Annotated in this window: 19 protein-coding genes; 5 read left to right on the plus strand and 14 right to left on the minus strand. The window is 63.0% G+C overall.

The window, feature by feature from the left end:
• Positions 1 to 160 precede the first annotated feature (160 nt).
• Entirely contained in the window at positions 161 to 940 is a 780-nt protein-coding gene (locus KDH09_09620) for a hypothetical protein (protein MCB0219939.1), read from the plus strand.
• Here KDH09_09620 and KDH09_09625 read toward each other — a convergent pair whose 3' ends face one another.
• Positions 941 to 1,303: a TraR/DksA C4-type zinc finger protein gene (locus tag KDH09_09625; protein ID MCB0219940.1), complete on the minus strand. Its 363-nt coding sequence runs from the start codon at positions 1,301 to 1,303 to the stop codon at positions 941 to 943. It lies immediately after the preceding gene.
• 82 nt (positions 1,304 to 1,385) lie between these two features.
• Between KDH09_09625 and KDH09_09630 the strand changes: the two genes are divergently transcribed.
• A complete protein-coding gene (locus KDH09_09630) occupies positions 1,386 to 2,648 on the plus strand; it encodes an NAD(P)/FAD-dependent oxidoreductase (GenBank protein ID MCB0219941.1) in 1,263 nt (420 codons plus the stop codon).
• Here the strand turns inward: KDH09_09630 and KDH09_09635 are convergent.
• Entirely contained in the window at positions 2,631 to 3,158 is a 528-nt protein-coding gene (locus KDH09_09635; GenBank protein MCB0219942.1) for a class I SAM-dependent methyltransferase, read from the minus strand. The two genes, KDH09_09630 and KDH09_09635, sit on opposite strands and share 18 nt — an antisense overlap.
• A 107-nt stretch (positions 3,159 to 3,265) precedes the next feature.
• The gene (gene opgC / locus KDH09_09640; protein MCB0219943.1) at positions 3,266 to 4,402 is read right to left on the minus strand and encodes an OpgC domain-containing protein; all 1,137 of its coding nucleotides are present in this window, start codon (positions 4,400 to 4,402) and stop codon (positions 3,266 to 3,268) included.
• Between the two features lie 119 nt (positions 4,403 to 4,521).
• Here opgC and KDH09_09645 point away from each other — a divergent pair, with 119 nt between their 5' ends.
• On the plus strand, positions 4,522 to 5,625 hold the full coding sequence (locus KDH09_09645) for a M14 family metallopeptidase (protein MCB0219944.1): 1,104 nt from the start codon (positions 4,522 to 4,524) through the stop codon (positions 5,623 to 5,625).
• Here KDH09_09645 and KDH09_09650 read toward each other — a convergent pair.
• From KDH09_09650 to KDH09_09665, 4 genes are all read right to left on the minus strand, one after another.
• The gene (locus tag KDH09_09650; GenBank protein MCB0219945.1) at positions 5,622 to 6,515 is read right to left on the minus strand and encodes a hypothetical protein; all 894 of its coding nucleotides are present in this window, start codon (positions 6,513 to 6,515) and stop codon (positions 5,622 to 5,624) included. The two genes, KDH09_09645 and KDH09_09650, sit on opposite strands and share 4 nt — an antisense overlap.
• 67 nt (positions 6,516 to 6,582) lie before the next feature.
• On the minus strand, positions 6,583 to 7,446 hold the full coding sequence (locus KDH09_09655; protein MCB0219946.1) for a patatin-like phospholipase family protein: 864 nt from the start codon (positions 7,444 to 7,446) through the stop codon (positions 6,583 to 6,585).
• 10 nt (positions 7,447 to 7,456) lie between these two features.
• Positions 7,457 to 8,647, minus strand: a complete 1,191-nt coding sequence (locus KDH09_09660) for a GGDEF domain-containing protein (protein MCB0219947.1) — start codon at positions 8,645 to 8,647, stop codon at positions 7,457 to 7,459.
• A gap of 132 nt (positions 8,648 to 8,779) precedes the next feature.
• Entirely contained in the window at positions 8,780 to 10,069 is a 1,290-nt protein-coding gene (locus KDH09_09665) for an MFS transporter (GenBank protein MCB0219948.1), read from the minus strand.
• A gap of 147 nt (positions 10,070 to 10,216) precedes the next feature.
• On the opposite strand from KDH09_09665, the gene lgt reads away from it, so the two are divergent.
• Positions 10,217 to 11,020 (plus strand): prolipoprotein diacylglyceryl transferase, encoded by an 804-nt coding sequence (lgt, locus tag KDH09_09670; GenBank protein ID MCB0219949.1) that lies wholly within the window; start codon positions 10,217 to 10,219, stop codon positions 11,018 to 11,020.
• Between the two features lie 184 nt (positions 11,021 to 11,204).
• Here the strand turns inward: lgt and KDH09_09675 are convergent, their stop codons facing one another.
• The 4 genes from KDH09_09675 to KDH09_09690 all read right to left on the minus strand — a co-directional run bounded on the left by KDH09_09675 (position 11,205) and on the right by KDH09_09690 (position 14,412).
• On the minus strand, positions 11,205 to 12,032 hold the full coding sequence (locus tag KDH09_09675; GenBank protein MCB0219950.1) for a GTP cyclohydrolase I FolE2: 828 nt from the start codon (positions 12,030 to 12,032) through the stop codon (positions 11,205 to 11,207).
• A 19-nt stretch (positions 12,033 to 12,051) separates the two neighbouring features.
• A complete protein-coding gene (locus KDH09_09680; GenBank protein MCB0219951.1) occupies positions 12,052 to 12,579 on the minus strand; it encodes an NUDIX domain-containing protein in 528 nt (175 codons plus the stop codon).
• A 160-nt stretch (positions 12,580 to 12,739) separates the two neighbouring features.
• A complete protein-coding gene (locus KDH09_09685; protein MCB0219952.1) occupies positions 12,740 to 13,765 on the minus strand; it encodes an alpha/beta fold hydrolase in 1,026 nt (341 codons plus the stop codon).
• Positions 13,766 to 13,944: 179 nt separating this feature from the next.
• Positions 13,945 to 14,412, minus strand: a complete 468-nt coding sequence (locus KDH09_09690; protein ID MCB0219953.1) for a DUF4442 domain-containing protein — start codon at positions 14,410 to 14,412, stop codon at positions 13,945 to 13,947.
• A 155-nt stretch (positions 14,413 to 14,567) separates the two neighbouring features.
• Between KDH09_09690 and KDH09_09695 the strand changes: the two genes are divergently transcribed.
• On the plus strand, positions 14,568 to 15,065 hold the full coding sequence (locus tag KDH09_09695) for a hypothetical protein (protein ID MCB0219954.1): 498 nt from the start codon (positions 14,568 to 14,570) through the stop codon (positions 15,063 to 15,065).
• Between the two features lie 8 nt (positions 15,066 to 15,073).
• On the opposite strand, the gene KDH09_09700 is transcribed toward KDH09_09695, so the two are convergent.
• The 3 genes from KDH09_09700 to KDH09_09710 form a co-directional block, all read right to left on the minus strand.
• Positions 15,074 to 16,117: an NADP(H)-dependent aldo-keto reductase gene (locus tag KDH09_09700; GenBank protein ID MCB0219955.1), complete on the minus strand. Its 1,044-nt coding sequence runs from the start codon at positions 16,115 to 16,117 to the stop codon at positions 15,074 to 15,076.
• Between the two features lie 93 nt (positions 16,118 to 16,210).
• Positions 16,211 to 16,495: a hypothetical protein gene (locus tag KDH09_09705; GenBank protein ID MCB0219956.1), complete on the minus strand. Its 285-nt coding sequence runs from the start codon at positions 16,493 to 16,495 to the stop codon at positions 16,211 to 16,213.
• Positions 16,496 to 16,748: 253 nt separating this feature from the next.
• Positions 16,749 to 18,383, minus strand: coding sequence for a methyl-accepting chemotaxis protein (locus KDH09_09710; GenBank protein ID MCB0219957.1), 1,635 nt, complete (start codon positions 18,381 to 18,383; stop codon positions 16,749 to 16,751).
• Positions 18,384 to 18,398: the final 15 nt, after the last annotated feature.

Below are 18,398 nucleotides of genomic sequence, written 5' to 3' on the forward strand. Positions count from 1 at the left end.
ATGGGCGGCGACATGGGCGCGCTCATTCGAAGCATCAAGGGCCGGCTGCTCACGTTGGACGACGACACCCGCGTGTGCCCCGGACACGGACCCGAGACGAAGATCGGCCTGGAAAAACGGGTCAATCCGTTTCTCACCTGAGTGGCGAAGGGGAACACTCATGGAAGCCACCCAGACCTATCGCACCAGTGCCTCGCCAGTGGCACTGCTTCGCGCGGCCATCGGCGGCCCGGCCGAGATTCGCGGAAAGATCTCGCGCGCCGAGCAGACGTTCCGCACCTGGCGCGACCGGGGAGAGTTGCGCCGCCGGCTCACGCGCCTCAAAGAACTCGGCTACATCGATACACTCCCCACCCTGCCCCAGCTCGCCGTGGGGGCGCTCGATACGTTCCGATATTTCCTGATTCCCGGCAGCGACGACTTCTACCAGCAGAACGACATCAACTTCACGTTTCACCAGATCCTGCGCTGGCTCGACGATCCGGTCTCCATGCTCGATCCAATCGGCATCGTTTCCGAACGCGACGTGATCATCGGCCACATGCTGCAGGTCATCCACCACGACCCGATCTATGACTTGCAGCTCCTGCAGATGTTCCCCGACGGGCTCGAAGAGATGGAACGCCAGACCGAGCAGATCATCGCCGGCACGCACCCGCGCTCGCGCACGCTGCGGGCGACCATTGAAGACGTGCGCTACTACCCGGTGCTGCTCGAAAAGATCCAAACCTTCCGCGCAGATCCGCACGTGAAGCGCCTTGCCCAGGAAGACTTCTTTCGTTTCAAGGGAGAGAACTTCAAGCGCGCCGAGCTGACTTTTTCTACGCTTTCGGGTTTGCTGGCCTACTGCGCGCGGCTGCCAAAAAGCCCCGCGGCGCTGGCGCGCCATGTGCTCTTCAGCCGGGTCATTCCGCCAGAGCTGGCCGATCCGGGAGTCTAGTTACTGGGATTCGCGCTCGCGCTGGCAGTTCAGACACATTGGCGTCTCGGGCCGGGCCTTGAGGCGGCGGTAGCCGATGTCGTCCTCGCAGGACCGGCACAGGCCGTATTCGCCCGATTCCACCCACCGCAGCGCGGCCTGCACTTGCTGCAGGCGGGTTTCCTGGGCCTGCTGGTTGGCCTTGGCCATGGCCTGCTGCTGCATGGCATCCATGCGCGAGAGGCGCCCCACCGACTGCTGGTCGAGTTCCACGGTCCGCGCGCTCTCGCGGGTGCCGCGCAGCGTCCCCTCGAGCTGCTCCTTGAGGGCGAGCAGGTCGGCGCGCAGCTCCTCAATCTGTGCTTGCGTCAGCTCTTCTTCCATGCGAGATATGTGCCCCTTGCCGCGAAGTTTTCGCGCGGCGGCCCGGCATTTTCACTCTACCTGCCGGGAAGGGTGAGTCAACGTGAATGAAGCACGCAAACGGATTGCCGTTGTCGGCGGAGGCGCCGCCGGATACTTCGGCGCCATCGCCTGTGCCAACGCCCTTCGCGAGGCGGGCGTGAAGTCGCAGGTCATTGTCTTTGAGGGTTCCGACAAGGTCCTCGACAAGGTCCGCATCTCCGGTGGCGGGCGCTGCAACGTGACCAACGCGCAGCAGGACCCGCGCGAGCTGGTGAAGTTCTACCCGCGCGGTGCTCGTGAGCTGCGCGGCCCGCTCACCCGGTTCGGTCCGCGTGAAACGGCAGAATGGTTCACCGCGCGCGGCGTGGAGCTCAAGACCGAAGCCGACGGGCGCCTCTTTCCGGTCACCGATGATTCACGCACCATCGTTCACTGCTTAAAAGACGCGGCCCGCGCCGCCGGCGTTCGCGTGCGCATCGGCATTCGGATCAAGGCCCTCACCCGGGCCGAAGACGGACGGATCGGGCTGAGCCTCTCCGACGATACGACCGAGCATTTTGCGGCAGTGCTGCTCGCCACGGGCGGATCGCGCCCGGCCCTCAAGCTGGCGCTCGACGCCGGTCACGAAATCGAGCCGCCGGTCCCCTCGCTTTTTACCTTCAAGATCTCCGACGATCGGCTACGCGGAATGCAGGGCGTTTCCTTCGACAAGGCGCGGCTGCGCCTTCGCGCCGGCGCCGGCAAGCCGCTCGAGGAGACCGGCGCGGTGCTGATTACCCACTGGGGTCTGAGCGGCCCGGCCGTGCTGCGCCTCTCGGCATGGGGCGCCCGCGCGCTCTTCGAGAGCAAATACCGCGCGCGTCTGTTGGTCTCTTTCATTCCCGGCGAGAACGAGGAGTCGCTGCTCGCGTTTTTGCACCGGGAAAAGGACGCCCACCCCAAGCGCACCGTGCGCAAGTATCCCCACCCCGACGCGCCCCGGCGCTATTGGGAGAACCTGTGCGAGCTGGCCGGCATTGAGCCGACGCAGACCTGGGCCGAGGCAACAAAGAAGCAGATGCAGTATCTCGCACGCGAGCTCGGCGCAGCCGAGTTCGAGATCACCGGCAAGGGCGAATTCAAGGAAGAGTTCGTCACCTGCGGCGGCGTGCGGCTCAAGGAAGTGGACTTCCGTACCATGCAGAGCAAGCTGCTGCCCGGGCTCTACTTCGCCGGCGAGGTGCTCGACGTCGATGCGCTCACCGGCGGGTTCAACTTTCAGGCGGCCTGGACGACAAGCTGGATCGCAGGCCATGCCATCGCCGGGTCATTCGCCCAGGAATAGAAAGACATTCCCGGCCGCCTGCTTGAGGCGCCACCCCTGCCAACGGGCGACCCATTCCATCGTAGCAATGCTGTAGAAGCTCACGTGGGTGGGGTCGCCGTGATACCACCAGCTCCCGAAGTCTTCGGGCGGGACCTCCGTCCGGATTCCCAGCACCCCGCCCGGTGCCAGTGCCGCGCCGAGGCGCCCAAACTCCTTGCGGGGATTCGAAAAGTGTTCGGCCGCCTCGCAGCAGGTGATGAAGTAGTAGTGTTTCTCCAGCGGCGCTGCGTCGAGAAAGTAGAGCGGGTCGTAGTTCGTCACCGCGTAGCCCTCCCCCATCGCGCTTCCCATTCCCGGGCCCGGGCCGCAGCCGTAGTCGAGCCCCTGCGCCGGGACCGGCACATGCGCGCGCACCGGATCGGCGAGTGAGCGCAGGTAGTCGAGGTAGCGCGGATCATCCGGGTCGTTCTCGTGTTCGGCATAGACCGCGCGCTCGCCGCGCGCGTCCAGATGCTGCGCGGCCGGCACAAAGACCAGCCTGCACGTTGCACACTCAAAGTAGTCGCGCTCTCCAAGATGCGGGTCCGTTTTCCGGAAAAAGAGAGCGGCCCCTGCCGCCTCGCAGAGCGAGCACTTCACGCGGCGGCCTGACCTGCCGGAGGCACAGCCGGGCGCGCCCTTCGCTGCTGCCACCATTCCTCTGCCGTGGCGGGGAAGGCGATCGTCGTGATGACTGCCGCCATCAGGAGGAGCCGCCGGGGCTCACTCAGAGCGTCGATCCAGCCCTCCACCGACTGCAGCAGCATCACGATCACCAGGTGGAAGGCAAAGCAGATCAGTGGATGCTTTCCCACAAAGCGCAGCGGCCGCCAGGAAAATGCATTGGGGAAACGCCCGGCAATCACGGCCAGAACGAAACAGAACGCGGCAAAATTGATGACAAAGACAGGCGGGAAGATCGTCTTCCAGCGCAGTTCCGTGGCCAGCCACTGGGGGATCGGCCCGAACCACTCCCAGCGCGTCGCCAGTCCTGCCAGCACCACGACGATCGCGAGCCCGAGGGCGGGCGCGAAGACTTTCGGCGGGATGGCCTTGAGGAATCCCTTCGGATCCAGGCGCTTGTATCCCAGGTAGAGCCCCACCACGAAAATTGCCTGCCAGGCCAGCGGGTTGAACAGCCCGAGGTTCGAGCCTTCCACGTTCTCAAGAATCACACCGAACAGATAGAACCCACCCACCTGCATCGAAAACCAGAGGGCCGCCGAGATGCCGAGCGCCAGCGCCGGACCGCGTTCATGGAAAGAGCGCAGCACCCACGGTGTCATCAGCAGGTAGAGGCAGTACATCGGCAGGATGTCGTAGAAGGTCGGCTGGTAGAGCAGCATGCCCGCGAGGATGCCCTGGCGGACCGGGTGTTCCCCCATGACGGTGAAACCCCCGTCGCCCGCGATCATGGCGGGAAGGAACTGCGCGGTCACCAGCACAATCAGGAAGGTGCTCATGTGGGTGAGATAGATCTTCCACGCCTGCACGCGCGCCGCTCGCGAGAGGGCCTCGTAGCCCTTCTTTTGATAGAGCCGGCTGTATCCCCAGCCGATCACGATTCCCGAGATCATGATGAAGCCCGCCGCCGTGGGGGCCCAGCCGTGGGGATAGAAGGAGTAGTTCGAGATCCAGCCCGACGCGGCAAAGGGCCCCATCAGCAGGTGCTGGGAGAACATGTAGAGAACGAAGAACCCGCGCAGGGTATCGAGTGTGTGATCGCGATTCATCGCGGCGCCTCTTCCACCGGGCAGAGCCTAGCAGAGCTGCCCGGTCGCTACCACAGGGGCGTCTCGTCACAGAAGCTTTACAATTGCGGGCTACCCTGCGCTCCGCCAGGGGAGGCACCATGACCGGTCCAATCACGGAGTGTTTCAGCGAGAACTACGCGGAGGCCCGCGCCCGCTTTATTGGCGCCGCTCTCAAGGCAGGCGCCGAAATCCGGAGCTTTCCCATCAGCGAAACCGGTCCCGCCGGGGAAGAACTGAGTATCGACATCGCCTATCTGGGGGCCGAGCGCCCTGCCCGCCTGCTCGTCATCGATTCGGGGATCCACGGCGTCGAGGGCTTTGCCGGCAGCGCCATTCAGATCCAGTTTCTGAAAGAGCGCATCGGCGGTCCCGAACTGCCCCGCTCCTTCGGCGTGCTGCTCATCCATGCGCTCAACCCCTACGGCTTCGCTCACCTGCGACGCGCCAATGAGTGCAACGTCGATCTCAACCGCAACTTCGTGGCACACCCTGGCGGCCACGTCGCCAACTCCGGATACGAAGCACTCGATTCAGCCATCAACCCCAAGGCCCTCTCCCCGCAGGCCGACGCGCAGGCGCGTGCCTGCTTTGCCATGTACCTGAAGGAATACGGCGAACGCGCCCTGCAGGAAGCCATTTCCTGCGGGCAGTATTTCAATTCAGGGGGAATCTATTTTGGCGGCCGCGAAGAGCAGACCTCCGTGCGGATTATCCGCCAGATCGCGCGCGAGGAATTGCGCGGCGCAACGCAGGTCGCCTGGATCGACATTCACACGGGCCTCGGCCAATTCGGCGACTACGTGATGCTCTACGAAGCGGACGCCGCGGACGAAGCCTTCGCACGCGGGCAGCGCTGGTATGGGGAGAAGGCCCAGGCCGAGGCCGGCGGGCAGGCGCTCTCCCCACCGCTTCCCGGCACCATCGATGAAGGGATCCGGCGGGAACTGGCCGGGCGCTGCGAGCTCACCTTCTTCGCGCAGGAATTCGGCACCTACGACACGACGCGCGTCTTCTGGGCGACGCGGGCCGAGAACTGGCTGCATCACCACGGCGGAGCGGATTGCCCGCGCGCCAAGGAGATCAAGCAGGAACTGCGTGAGGTCTTCGCGCCGGCGAGCGCGATCTGGCAGCGCCGCGTTCTAGAGGGAGGGGCCCGCGTGATCGAGCAGGCGATTCGCGGCCTGCTCTCCGAAGAGGCCTAGGCCGCCTGCGTTCCCTTGTGCGGGCGGGCGCTCACCCGGACCTTTGCGCCGCGCGAGCGCAGACTCGATAGCAGGCGACTGCCAAAGTAGCGCGCGCCCGTCAGCAAGCTGAACGATCCCACCTGGAGCACCACGTCCCCGTCGCTCCAGCCCATCAGGCCGCTGTAATAGTCATTGAGATCGGCGCGGCGATGGTGAAAGCGCGTGTCCTCTGCCTTTTTCTGAAAGCAGTTGCCCGCGTTGGCGCGGCGAAACACAAATGCGTCTTCATCGAAACGGGCGTCGGCGTGAACGAACATTTTTTCCCGATGGTCTTCGCTGATCGCGCGGGCGATGCGCAGGTGCGTCTCACCGGGTCGCTCCGCGAACTCCGGTCCCGGGTAGACCTCGTCGAAATGAAGGGCCACGTTGCCGAGGCTGCTGAGCACGCAGGCAGCATTGGTGAGCCATACCTTCGAGAGCGGCCGTCGGCGCAGCAGATACTCCACCGCAACCTTCGAAGTGAGAATGTGCGTCAGGCCGGCGCTGCGGTCCTCGGGGCGCACACAGGTCAGTCCCAGGTGAAAGACCTCTCCCACCCCTTCTACTGGCAGAAGCACAGCAGAACAGAATCCGCCGATGTGACCGTCGCGACGCCAGGCCACGGCCAACACCTTGTCGGAGAGCGCCTCCCGCGTTTCCACCAGGCACTGGTAGGCGGGAACTTCCTCGAAACAGGTCGCCGCACACTCACGCAGCTCTCCGGCGAGGGTCTCAAACTGACCGAGCGAGAGGTGCTTTCCCGGCCGATAGAGAAACTGGATCTGGTAATCGCTGATGGCACGACCTGCACTGGCGTTCATGGTTGCCGGTTCCTTCTGCGGGGCGGCGCTGCCGCACCTCGCTGCCATGACCGGCATCCATTGTCGCGAACTTTCGTGGCGCTCCTGTGGCAGAGGCGCGAAAATCCGCATGCATTTACCCGGGCTCGCCCCTCCAGAGGCTGAGCGCGTCGCCGAGCTTGCGCTTGAATTCTTCCTTCGCAGGTTCGCTGCGCTCGTAGATCTCGCTTGCCCGGTAGAGGTCCATCACCTGCACGTTGACCAGGTCGGGTTCGATGAAGATGTCGGGCCGTCCGCGCTCGAGTTTTTCGCGTAGCAGTGCGTTCATCAGGATCTGGTAGCCATTGGCGACGGATTCGGAGAGGCCCGGCAGCTCGGCATCTTCGCCGTCCGGCTTGCGCCTTCCCATCACATTCACTCCGATGGTGAGATCGCAGTCATCATCGAGCAGATCAAAGGGAACAGGATTGACCATGCCGCCGTCGACCAAGACGCGCCCTTCGTGCTGGACAGCCGGCAGCAGTCCGGGCATGGCCACAGTGGCACGCATGGCCGGGCCGATGAGACCCTTTTCAAAGATCACAGGCTCCCGGGCCCAGAAATCGGCGGTGACAACGCGAAGCGGGATGTCCAGCTCGTGAAAATGCCGCGCGTGCATGTGGTCGTAGTAGCCGTAAAAAAAACGATCACCCTTGATCAGCCCGCCGCTGCCCAGATCGAGGTCGAGCTTTCCCGCCAGCCCCAGCAGGTCACCGGTGAGCTGCGCCGCGAAGGATTCCTCCTTCCGCAGGCGAACCCCGGAGAGATCTCCCATGACCTCCCGCAGATTCTTCGCAGGAATGCCCGAGCAGTAGAGCCCGCCGATGAGCGCGCCGGCGCTGGCGCCTGTTACGCAGGAAGCGCGCACCCCGGCCTCTTCGAGGGCTTCGAGAATGAGGATGTGCGCCAGGCCCTTGGCCCCGCCGCTTCCCAGTGCGATGCCGATTTTGGGATCCGCCATGAAGGCTACTCTAGCCTGCTTGCTGGACCATGCCAGAGCCCGACGGTTCAAAGGGCAGATACGCCGTCTGGTTGCGCCCGTTGGTTTTCGCACGGTAGAGCGCCTGATCGGCCGCGGAGATCAGTTCAGTGGCATCGAGGGGTTCCGGGCCCGGTGTCATGATTGTGTAGCCAATGCTCACCGTAATGCTGACGGACTTGCCCTTGGCCAGCGCGCACGGGTTCTGCTCGACCTGGAGACGCAGTCGTTCCAGCACCGCCCTCACATCACCCTCTTCAATATCGGAGAGTACCAGGACGAATTCCTCTCCACCCCAGCGCCCTACGTGGTCGTGGGCGCGCAGGCTCTTCTGCATGATTTCCGCCACGCAGGCGAGCACTTCGTCGCCGGCATCATGCCCGTGTTCGTCGTTCACATATTTGAAGTGGTCCAGGTCCAGCATCGCCATGGCAATGGGATGCTGATGTCGCTGCGCGCGGGAGAGTTCCGCATGGGCGGCGCGCAGGAACGCGCGCCTGTTGCGCAGCCCGGTGAGAAAATCGGTCTCCGACAGGTAGAGGAGCGCCGCTTCGCTGCGCCGCTCCCGCGAAATCATGACGGCTGTCAGTCCCAGCGTGATGATCGAAATCAGAATCAATAGAGATCCGATCATTCCGACCCACCAGCCATCGGCGACTCCATCGTTGAGCGGGATGCTTTTCAGCAATGGAGAGCTGGGTATGATCTGAAAAACCTCCCCCAGCCAGAGCGCGATCAGCAATGCAAGACTGAATCCCACTGCGATGTAAGCCGGGCGGGGCTCAAACAGAATCAGAACAATCACAGTCGCTGCGATGTAACCGCCAATGAACGGGCCCACGAAAAGCCCGGCGAAGTAGCAAAAGAGGGTAGCCCCCACGGCAAAGGTCAACGCGACGAACAGGATGTAACCCGGATGCGTGCCCCTGCGTTTTCTCGCCCAGAGTCCCCAGGCAATCTCAGCGATCCAAACGCAAGCCAGCAGTTGATGCCAGGGTATGTAGAATTCTCGAACAAAGGGCACGTTGTAGTGCTGGGAGATATGGGGAGAGAGCAGTGCGACCGCGGTAATCGCCCAGCTCGCTCCTGTGATCACAAGCATGATCAACGCCGGCGCCATGGCGCGATCGATCTCGCTCCAGTGTTTGATCAATCCCTGCCGCTGTCGGTGCAATGACGGCACGCGCGTGAACTCCCCTGAACGTCCCCGGTCCGGTGCACCGCCGCATTTCCCTTGCGACGGATATCCCCAATATCGAGTTGTATGATATTACCAGAAAGGGCCTTGGAAGTCCCGTGAGAAAGAAACAATAAACTAATTTCCTGACAATGCAGCCTGCTCACGCCGTTCCACGCGCCCACCCCTCCAGAACGCAATTGCCGCCAGCGCGAAGGTCGGCATCGCCACCATCGCGAGGGCATCCCGCATGGCCGATGCGGAGCTCAGGCCCGCAGCCACACCCAGATCAGAGAGCCAGCCGGTGACCGGCTGGCTCCAGACATCGCCGATGGCGTGGGCCAGAAAGACATTAAATGCGAAACCCCAGGCCCGCAGATGAGACGGAGATTGTTCAATAATCGCGCGCTGGACCGGCCCGACATGCACAAAGATAAAGACAATGGATAGTGCCAGAAAGCCCAGCGCGACGATCAGATCGGAACTGAAGAAATAACCCGCCCCGAGCGCCGTGCCGATCGCCAGGCTGATTGCCGTCACATCGTAGCGAAGCCAGGGGCGCGTCTTCTCCCGCTTCTCCACGAAAAAGCCGCCGCCCATGGTACCCACGATCGCGGTGAGCCCGAGCAGCGCGCCGCTCACGATTCCGGCCTGTCCCTCGCTGAGCAGAAAGCGCCGTTGCAGGTCGGTTGGCAGGAACATCCCCAGCGCTCCCAGCGCGGCGGTTGTCCCGGCGCTGCCGAGCAGGATCCAGCGATAACGTTCGTCCTTGAGCAGTTCCTTGATCGCCTGGGCAAAGCGCATCATGTGCCCCGCCGGCCGCGCACCCTCGGGGTGTTCGCCCTCGCGCATGAACGGGGCCAGAACGCCGCGCGGGGCTGAGCCAAACCCCGTAATCATCAGCCCGACGCGCCAGCCGTAGCCATCTGCCAGCACGCCGCCGAGCCCGAAACCCAGCGCCGATCCCAGCGGTACCGCCAGTGCGTAGGCGGCCATCATCCGCGTGCGCACCCGCGAGGGGAACAGGTCGGCCACCAGGATCGGTGCGATTGCAGAATAGATTGCTTCGGCTGCGCCGAGCATCAGGCGCGTGCTGCCAAGGAACGCGAAGTTCGGGGAGAACGCCCCCATTCCCGCGACGCAGGACCAGAGGATGCAGGTCACGCCGAGCGTCTTCCAGCGCGGAAGCGGATCGAGCCGGTGGCCGAGCAGGAAGTTCGCCATCATCAGACTGACCAGAAAGAGGCTGCCCAGACTTCCGGCCTGCGCGTCGGTGAGGGCCAGTTCCCTGGAAATCAGCGGAAGAAATGAAGAGAGTGACCAGCGGTCGATGAAGTTCGCCAGGTTCAGGCAGAACAGCAGCGCAAAGGCCGCTTTTGCGCGGCCCGAGATCGGCTCGTATTCCTCTGTCAGCGGCTGGGTCGGCATGGGCTCTCGCTCGGGTGCGCCGCAACGCTACACGAGAACGCCGAAAAAAAGCAGCCCACCCGGGCCGCTCCGACGCGGGCGAAGACTTTCCCGAAATGATCGTGTAAGCCTTGGGGCGCATCTTCAACTGAGCGCGGGAGACGCTACATGGTTTGGCACATCGATCCGATCCTCTTTGACCTTGGCCCCATCCAGATTCGCTACTACGGCATCTGCTTCGCCACGGGCCTGCTGCTGGGCCTTCAAACCGCCAAGCAGGCATGGAGCTGGCGCGACGGAGATCCCGAGGAAATCGACTCGATGTTTCTATGGTTGGTTCTCGGCGTCGTGGTGGGCTCGCACTGGGTCCACATGATCTTCTACGAGACCCGCCACCTGCTGGACAATCCATTCCAACTGCTCAATCCCCTTACCTACGGGCAGGGGCTGGCCAGCCACGGCGGGGCCGCCGGCGTCATCACGGCGGTGTACCTGGTCGCCCGCAAACGCGGCCGGAGTTTCTTCGCCTACGCCGACGTTCTGTCCATCGGCGGCATGTGGATGGTGGTAATGGTGCGGCTCGGCAACTTCTTCAATTCCGAGATCGTGGGCCGGCCGACCGACATGCCCTGGGGGGTCATCTTCGCAAACCACCAGGAGAACTTCGCGCGCCACCCCTCCCAGCTCTACGAGAGCTTTCACGGCGTGCTCTGCCTGGTCTTCACCTACTGGTTCTACAAGCGCTACCACAAGAAGCTGCCCGAGGGCTCCCAGCTGCTGATTACGCTGGTTCTCTACTTCGGCGGGCGCTTCCTGCTCGAATACTTCAAGGCCTACCAGGCCCTCTCGGAGAGCTTCCCCTTCACCATGGGCCAGCTTCTGTCGGCACCCATCGTGATCGTCGGCGCCTGGGCACTCTTTGGAACAAAGCGCTTCGGCATCCGCCCGGCGCTTTCGGCCACTGCAGAATAATTGCCACAGAGGGTGCGCAGACCAGCACCGGAACTGCTGTCATCCTGAAAGAAGGCGCAACGCGCCGCAGTGAAGGATCTCAACCAGCCCCATGACGTTGAGATCCTTCGCTTCGCTCAGGATGACAACCAGGAGGTGTCGCATTTTCTCTCTGTGAGCTCTGTGTCCTCTGTGGCGAAAATTCTTACTTGGCGTCGCGGGTGCGCTTGTCTACTTCGATCATGGCGTAGGCCGAGTGGTTGTGGATGGACTCGAAGTTCTCCACTTCCACGGTGTAGGCCTGGATGCGCTCGTCTTTTTCGAGCTGCGCTGCCACATCGCGCACGAAGTCCTCGCAGAACTTGGGATTGTCGTAGGCGCGCTCGGTGACGTATTTCTCGTCGGGGCGCTTCAAAACGCCATAGAGTTCGCACGAGGCCTGCTTTTCAACAAGCTCGATGATCTCCTCGATCCACACGAAGTCGCTGGTTTCGACGGTAACCGTGACGTGGGCCCGCTGGTTGTGGGCGCCGTAGTCGGAGATGTTCTTGGAGCACGGGCACAGGCTCGTCGCCGGAACGAGCACACGCAGCTTGTCGCAGGCCTTGCCGTCCCTCACCTCACCGATGAGCGAGACGTGGTAGTCCATCAGGCTTCTCATGCCCGAGACCGGGGCGGCCTTGTCGACGAAGTAGGGGAAGCTCATTTCGATGTGCGAGTCCTTGGACTCCAGGCGCTCGCACACTTCGGTCATCATCTCGCGAAAACTCTCGACCGAGATTGCCCGCTCGTGACCGTTGAGGATCTCCACGAAGCGCGACATGTGCGTGCCCTTGAAGTGCTCGGGCAGGCTCACATACATGTTGAAGTCGGCAACCGTGTGCTGGACGCCCTCGCTGCGGTCCTGGACCTGCACGGGGTGCTTGATGTCCTTGATGCCCACCCGGTTGATGGGAATGCGCCTTGCATCGGCCGCGCCCTGCACATCGGGCATCATGCTGGCCGTGTCTGGAATCTTGTCTGGTGCTGCCATGTTCTGTCGTTCCTTCGCCTCAGCCCTTGGGATGCGCCTTGGAGTCCAAAGGGATCTCCAGGTGCCGTTGCAGGGCCTCGTTCTCAGTAAGTAGCGCGAGCGCGGCGCGAAGTCCCTCGCGCTGCCCCGGCCATGCAAGGCGCGCGCAGGCGGCCTCGATGTCGAGCCATTCATGCCCGTCGTGTTCGTCGTCGAGCTGCGGCGTGTTCTCCTCCACCACCGCGACGAAGACGGGGATCTCGTTCACCCGGTCGGCCTCCCACTCATAGAAGCGGTTGAGGTAGGGCACGGTCAGCAGCCGCTTCGGCGAGAAGCCGGTTTCCTCAGCCAGCTCGCGAAGGCAGGCCTGCCAGGCGCTCTCGCCTGCCTCGATCTTGCCGCCCACCATCCGCCAGTCGCCGCCGTAGATCTTGCTTGCCGAACGCCGCAGGAGCAGGAACTCGTAACAGCCATCCACCGCGCGGGACTCGCTTGAAACGCCCGCAATGCGGGCGATGTGGCAATCGAACACCCGGATCACCGGGCTTCTGGGTGTGGGACTGGTCACTTGGTCTCCGCTCCGACACAGGAGAGCCTGGAGGGCGCCTCGCGCGGGTCCCGAACCACCAATGCCGGGCCGCGTCATTCCGGGGAGTTTCATAGCAAGATTTCGCCGAAAAGGCGAAGGGGGAGCTGAATGGGGCTCAGGGGTCTGCTGGAACGGGGCTTTATACCTGGCCTGTCGGGCTATTTGACTCGAGCCACCCCTGAATGGCCGGCCACGTTTCCCTCTCCGCATGGATACCCATGATCAGGTCCTCGTGCCCGTAGTCGTGCGTGTGCCCATAGGTGCGCCCGAAACGCTGCTCGTGCGTTCCGAATCGGCCCGACGCCTCGTGAGGGCACTGGAGGTCCGCGCACCCGGACATGGAGAGTACCGGGTAATCATAGCCGCGCTCTTCGAGCAGCTCGGTATACGGGCGGCCCTGGCTACTGAGCATCCCCCGACCGTTGATTGCGCCTGCCAGGTCGCGCAGCACCTTCGAGCTGATCGGGTGTATCCCCAGGGTCAGCAAGCGCCGGTAGACATTCATTTCAACATTCCGGTGGTTCACCAGTGAACCCAGACGCGCCCACGAGAAAAAGCGGCTGAGCTCGGCAAGCGGGATCAGGAGGAATTTGGCGGGCACGGCGGGAATTGCGTGACTGAGCGGGGCGAGCCCCACGATCTTGTGGAATGCGCTGGGAGTGCCGCTGTAGTCGAGCGAGGCGGCAATGGCGATCGCGCTCTTGATCTTGCCCGGGTCAACGGCACCGACCGCATGCGCGCCGTAGAGCACGATTCCGCCCATGGAGTGGCCGATGTAGTGAAGCGCGCGCTGGCCCGAGCGCTCAAGGACCGCGTCGATGACTGCCGGAAGGTCGAGCTCGCAGTGCTCGGCAATGCCGTGTCCCCAGACCGGTCCCTGGCTGGATGCCGGCGGCCGGCTCAGCCCGTGCCCGCGCAGCTCAAGTGAGTAGACCTCGTACCCCTCGCGTGCCAGATGCGCCGCAAGCGAATACCGGGGGTCGATGTCGAAAGTCAGCCGGTTGCTGGCCAGCCCGTGGCAGAGGAGGACGACCTCACCGCCCGAACGCGGTTGCGAGTAGCTCGACACTGCGAGGCGCCAGCCATCGGGAGTCTCAATGGTGAGAACTTCCCGCGCCGATTCGCGCACTTCCCAAAATTGCAGTTGCCGGGTCGGTACCGGCAAGTGTGAACTGAGCTCTTCCATCTTCTGTCCCCTCCCGTGGCGGGATCTCCACGGAGGAGTCCACAGGCAACACGTATTACATTGTAGTTCAATGCGCTACGATAGAAAGGGGAAAAAATTGCTGGAATATTAATGGCTTAGGGACGTGCGATGTGTAGGGGCGATAGCCAAACCATCTTTCACTTCGCTTTTGGCCCCACCAGCAGCTTCACGTCGGCGCGAGCTACCTCGGTGCCGGCCTCGTCGTGCAGGTGGACCTGGGTCTTGTGCTCGATGCGCTCGCTGGTCTCGGGAATGCCTGCCTCGCAGGTGGCGGTGATGGTGCCGCGGGCCTTCTTGTAATACTGGATGGTCAGCTCCACCGGAATGAACTGGAGCTTTGGCGAGAGCCCCGCCATCGGCGCCAGGTTTCCGGTAAACTCTGCCAGATTGAACAGGGCCGCGGCGTGCAGGCAGCTCAAATGATTGCGCAGCGCCTTGCGGTCGCGCATCTCCACTTTGGCAAAGCCCGGCCGCAGCTCGACGATGCGCGGGTGGATGCTGGCGGTGTAGGGCACGACAAAGCGCAACACCTGCGGGAACAGGGCCTTGCCGCCGGGGATTTTCTCCGCGGCGCTCCAGGCGCGCATCAGGGTGTTCTCACTCATTTGTCGACCTCCGCGCAGCATCCCGAATGCCCGCGCCCTCTCCCATAGCGCGCTCACGAGCGGCGGTCACTTTTTCCGTGAATTGGTTTCAGTTCCACGCTACCCTTTTAAGCATCCGACGCGACCCAGGGCTACGGGCGCGAAGCGGAGGCGCCATGAAAGAGATCCACACCGAACACGTCTTTCCCATTTCGCCCGAACGATTGATGGAACTGATGGACGAGGATGCCTACCGCGACTTTGTCGCGGAGCGCATGCCGGGTCTGGTCGATTTCGAGCGGCTTGAGTTTCGCTGGGACGGTGATACCCGCATCCGGCGGGTTCGCATGAAGTTCGACACGCCGCTTCCGGCGCTCATCAAGCGGGCGCTTCCCAGCAAGGGCGAAGGATGGCTCGAGGAGACGAACCTGCTCTATCCCAAAGAGCGGCGCATGGAGAGCACCATGGTTTCGACGGTGACCAAGACCGTGCGGCTCGTCCATTTCCACGAAGGTTCCCACCCCGGCGAGACCCGCCGGGTATCGCATTCACGGCTGGAGGCGAAAGTCCCGCTGGTTGCCGGCGCGCTCGAAAAGCTGATGGAGCGCGAAGCTCACAAACACAAGGACAGCGAATTCGACATCACGATGGCATTTCTCCAAGAGATGGCCTGAGGGGATTGTCACGGCGCCGGGTTCGGCGATTCCAGATGAATCCGATCGATTTCCTTGAGGACTTCCTCGCTCAGCTCCAGGTCGATGCTGGCGATGTTGTTCCTAAGCTGCGCCATGGTGGTGGCGCCGATGATGGTCGCGGTCGTGTAGGGACGTGAGTTCACGAAGGCCAGCGCCATCTGCGCCGGGTCGAGGCCGTGTTTCTTTGCCAGCGCCACGTACTTCTCAATCGCCGCGTCGGTCTGGGGGCTTTCGTAGCGCTGCTGCCTTTGAAAGAGCGCCTTGCGCGAGCCCTCCGGCAGCGCGCCGTTCAAGTATTTGCCGGTCAGGAAACCCTGCCCCAATGGGGAGTAAGCGAGCAGTCCCACCTTGTCACGGTGATAAAACTCCGAGAGCCCTTCCTCGAAGGTGCGGTTGATCAGGTTGAACGCGTTCTGCACGCTCTGCACCCGCGGCAGGTTCTTTGTCTCGCTCGCCTGCAGGAATTTGGAAACGCCCCACGGCGTTTCGTTGGAGAGCCCCACGTGACGGATCTTGCCGGCCTTCACCAGATCGGCGAGCACTTCGAGCGTTTCCTCGGGCGCTACCTCGTCGCGGCTTTCCTTGTGCGTGTAGGCGAGCCCACCAAACAAGGGGATCGGACGGTCGGGCCAGTGAAGCTGGTAGAGATCGATGTAATCGGTTTGGAGGCGCTTTAGACTCTGGTCCACCGCATACTCGATGTTCTTGCGATCGAGCCGGGTGCGCCCTTCCCACGGGCGGAACCAACCCATCTGCGAGCGACCGACTACCTTCGTTGCAATGACGACCTTGTCGCGGTTCTTGCGCGCCGCAAGCCAGGTGCCGACGATCTCCTCGGTGCGCCCCTGCGTATCGGCCTTGGGCGGAATGGCGTAGAGCTCCGCCATGTCGAAGAAGTTAATCCCCTGATCCAGCGCGTAGTCGAGCTGCTCGTGGCCCTCGGCCTCCGTGTTCTGCTCGCCGTAGGTCATGGTCCCCAGGCAGATCAGGCTGACATCGAGATCGGTGCTTCCAAGCTTGCGGTATTTCATGGGAGCGAGGATATCACGCCCCGCCCGGGACTGGGAATGCGCACAGAAAACCCCGCATGGAGCGGGGTTTTCTGGCCGCGACTGTCGGCGAGGCTAGTTCTTGAGTTCCTCGCGCAGGGTGTCATAGCGCTCGCTCAGGTTTTTGAGAAACACCTTGAACTGCAGGCGCGACTCATGGGCGCTGTCCTTCATTTCCTCGCCCACCTGTTTGAGTTTGGACTGGGCCTGCTGGAATTCCTTCTCCAACTCGTCCCAGCGGTCGCGCACCTCGGCCTTGCCGAGATTGTATTTCAGCTTGAGTTCGTCGCGGCGCTGCTTGAGCTCGTCGGCAAGCTGCTGGATTGAATCATTCGAAGTATCAGAAGTCTGGGTTTCCATGGGTCCTCCTTTGACCGTTGAAGATGGGGTGCAGACAAATGCCTGCCATTCGGCTCGACGTAGAATCGTCCGGATGGAAGCGCACTGGCGCTCAAGCGAATGTCTGGAAGTCAGGTGGTTGTGAAGCAATCTGGCATCATCACCCGCTACGTTAACATCCCCGCAGCCGGGACCAAAACGCGCGGCAGTGCTGCCCTTATGCGCGGGTTCAGCGGTCATGCGAAAGCGCGCGCGGCCCGAAGGATATGGTTGCCTAGTTCAAACGGAATCGCGCCACCGCATTGGAGAGCTGATCGGCCATGTGGGAGAGTTCCCCGGCAGTGGCGGCGATCTCTTCGGTACTGCCGGCGTTTTCTCGCGCAACGGATGCGATCTCGCCGATCTTGGCGGCCACGTTGTCGGAGGTGGCCGCTTGCTGCTCGGCGGCGGAGTTGAGTTCGGCCACGAGCTGTGCGGTTCCCGACGCCGCGGCGAGAATGGATTCAAGCGCGCCGCCGGTCCGGCTGGCCAGATCCGCGCTGGCGGTGACCGCTTCCTGCACCCCGCCCATGGACTCGCGCACCTGCTCGACGAGCCCCTGAATGCTGGTGAGCTGGGCCTCGATGCTCTTGGTGGACGCCGCGCTCTTCTCGGCGAGCTTGCCCACTTCGTCAGCGACCACTTCAAACCCGCGGCCGTGCTCTCCCGCGCGGGCGGCCTCGATTGCGGCGTTGAGCGCAAGCAGCTTGGTCTGGCCGGCAATTTCCTGGATCACTTCGAGAACCTTGCCGATGTCGCCGGCATGACGGGCCAGTTCCTCTACCTGGTTGCCCGCCTGATCGACCGCACCGGAAACCGAACTCATGTGCCCCACGCTCTCGCTCACGACGGAGCCGCCCTCGGTGGCGAATTCGTGCGTTTGTTCGGAGGCCCTGCGGACGTTCTGTGCATTCTGTGAGATGACCTGCACACTCTGCGCCATCTCCTCGGCGGAGGCGGCGACCTCATTGGCCTGCCGTGACTGCTGCTCGCTTCCATCGGCGAGGCTGTTGGATGAAGCGGCAATCTGCGTTGCCGACGTGCCCAGTTCCGCGCTGGAGCGACGGATCTCCGCAATCACCGTGCGCAGGCTCTCAATCATGCGCTTCATCGCGGCAACAAGTTGGCCGGTTTCGTCACTGGACCTCACATCCAGCTTCAGATCGAGCTGACCTTCGGCCAGATGGTTCGCCGCCTCAACCGCTTCCTGCAGGGGGCGCGTAATGGCACGGGTAACCCCCATGGACATCAGGAACAGAACGACTACCAGCCCCAGAATCAGGGCGCCCATGATCATCAGGGCGTAGACTTCGTTCTCGACGACCTTTGCAAAACCATCGGCCATCAGGGTGTTGGTCGTCTGGTAAAACCCGTCAAGGTCGGCACGCAGGCCGAGGTAGGACTCGCGCATCCGCCCCAGGTCGGCGATGACATTCTCATCGGCCAGACCGCCCAGCAACTGTTCCGTTGCAGCACGGGCACGCTGGTAGTAGTCAGAAAAGGCCGCTTCGAGCTCTTTGACCTGCCGGGCATCCAGACTTTCATTCTTTTCGGCTTGCTTGAGGAGAGAGAGGAACCGATCGCGCAGGTCGTCGGTGTCGTCGAGGAGCAGCGGGTCTTCGGTGGCGGCGGCATCCTGCATGCCGCGCTGGATCTCCGAGAGGATCTCGCGCAGGTCGCGGCTCAGGGCCATGGCCGGCACTTCGGCGTCGCGGATTCTCTCAATCAGTTCACGATTCGACCGGCCGAAGTGCTGGGATACCCATAAAATAATCAGGAGCATCACCAGCACCACGGCCGGCATCGTGAGCAGTTTCACGCGGAGCGGCTGGTCGCGCCAAAGCTTTCCCAGGGGGTTTTTGTCCGCCATGGCTTTGCTTTCTCT

This window comes from Chrysiogenia bacterium, from assembly GCA_020434085.1.
In the GTDB taxonomy this organism is placed as follows: domain Bacteria; phylum JAGRBM01; class JAGRBM01; order JAGRBM01; family JAGRBM01; genus JAGRBM01.